The organism is Halanaerobium polyolivorans (assembly GCF_020711195.1).
Lineage (GTDB): Bacteria > Bacillota > Halanaerobiia > Halanaerobiales > Halanaerobiaceae > Halanaerobium > Halanaerobium polyolivorans.
The window spans coordinates 1-784 of the sequence record NZ_JAJFAT010000047.1; the positions used below are offsets into that span (position 1 = coordinate 1).

The 784-nt window shown below is 29.3% G+C and carries 1 pseudogene; it reads right to left on the reverse strand.

The window, feature by feature from the left end:
- A pseudogene (locus LJ207_RS12255) lies at nucleotides 1–784 on the reverse strand (diguanylate cyclase); the annotation flags it as partial.

The window sequence follows — 784 nt, forward strand, 5'->3', positions numbered from 1 at the left end:
GTTTTATTTAACCTTACTATCTTACCCTCTTTATCTGTAATAATAACTCCATCACCAATAGAATTTAAGGTTATTGATAAAAAGTTCCGCTGTTCTCTAACTCTTTTTTCCTGTTCAATAATCTTGATAATACTGCTTAACCTGGCTGCCAATAAATCAAGCAGCTCATATTCCTCTTTTAAAAAAGGAGTATTATTATATTCCGCTGGATGTTTATGCAGATAAAAAACTTCAATTTCACCCTTATCCTGACCATCAATAGTAATTGCTGTTCTGTGTTTCCATTTGCTCTCTTTAAAATTATCTGTTTTATATTCTTTGTTCTCATAGCTAATTCTAACACAACTATCTTTATCATATTGATAACCTGATCTGATCTCAGAGGCTATTTTTTCTAAAACAGTTTCGAGTTCTCCATAATAGCTTTCTGTAATTTTTGCTATATTATTTAAGGTGCTTAGTTCTTTAACCCTTTCTTTTAAATCGGAGTTAAGTTTTTCTCTTGCAATACTGCTGTAATAAATATACAAGGCAGCAATTATGATTATAAAGATTTCGATAATCAACTCTAATAGCCCAAGTTCTAAAGTATATAGATCTTGAATCAGCAGTAATGAAATAGCAAATAGAGTCGAATAAATAATACCTCTTTTATTATATTTGTAGCTGGCATAGATGATTAAAAGAATAGCCAGAGGTAATATAATTTCAACTGTGGTAAATAGTGCAATAAAAATAAATAAAAGCCCCAGTACTATAATAGTTAAACTATCAAAAAGTATAT